Annotated in this window: 1 protein-coding gene; it reads right to left on the bottom strand. The window is 38.6% G+C overall.

What is annotated here, in order from left to right; translation table 11 throughout:
• Positions 1 to 259: TrmH family RNA methyltransferase (locus tag SB679_RS25025; protein ID WP_410705011.1), on the bottom strand; the 259-nt coding region annotated here is incomplete at both ends.

Raw genomic sequence — 259 nt, 5'->3', positions numbered from 1 at the left:
AATGATCCCATGGTTGCCTGAATCACCTTTGGATTGTAAAAATCCACCGTATCTTCACTGCAAATAATTTGTTCTATTCCGAACCAATCTGCTAATCGAATAATGGTCCCTAAATTTCCCGGATCCTGAATACCATCCAAAACCAGCTGTATATTCTTATCTTCCCACGTTTCTTCCTCGGCCAGATAACACACGGCAACAGAATCTTTTGGGGTTTTCAGAAAACTGATTTTTTTTAACTCATTTTCAGAGATATGAG

The sequence above is a fragment of the Chryseobacterium sp. SIMBA_029 genome (genome assembly GCF_046535275.1).
Taxonomy (GTDB): Bacteria; Bacteroidota; Bacteroidia; order Flavobacteriales; family Weeksellaceae; genus Chryseobacterium.
Note: the sequence above shows the minus strand (reverse complement) of the source record. Positions and strands in the feature narration are given on the sequence as shown.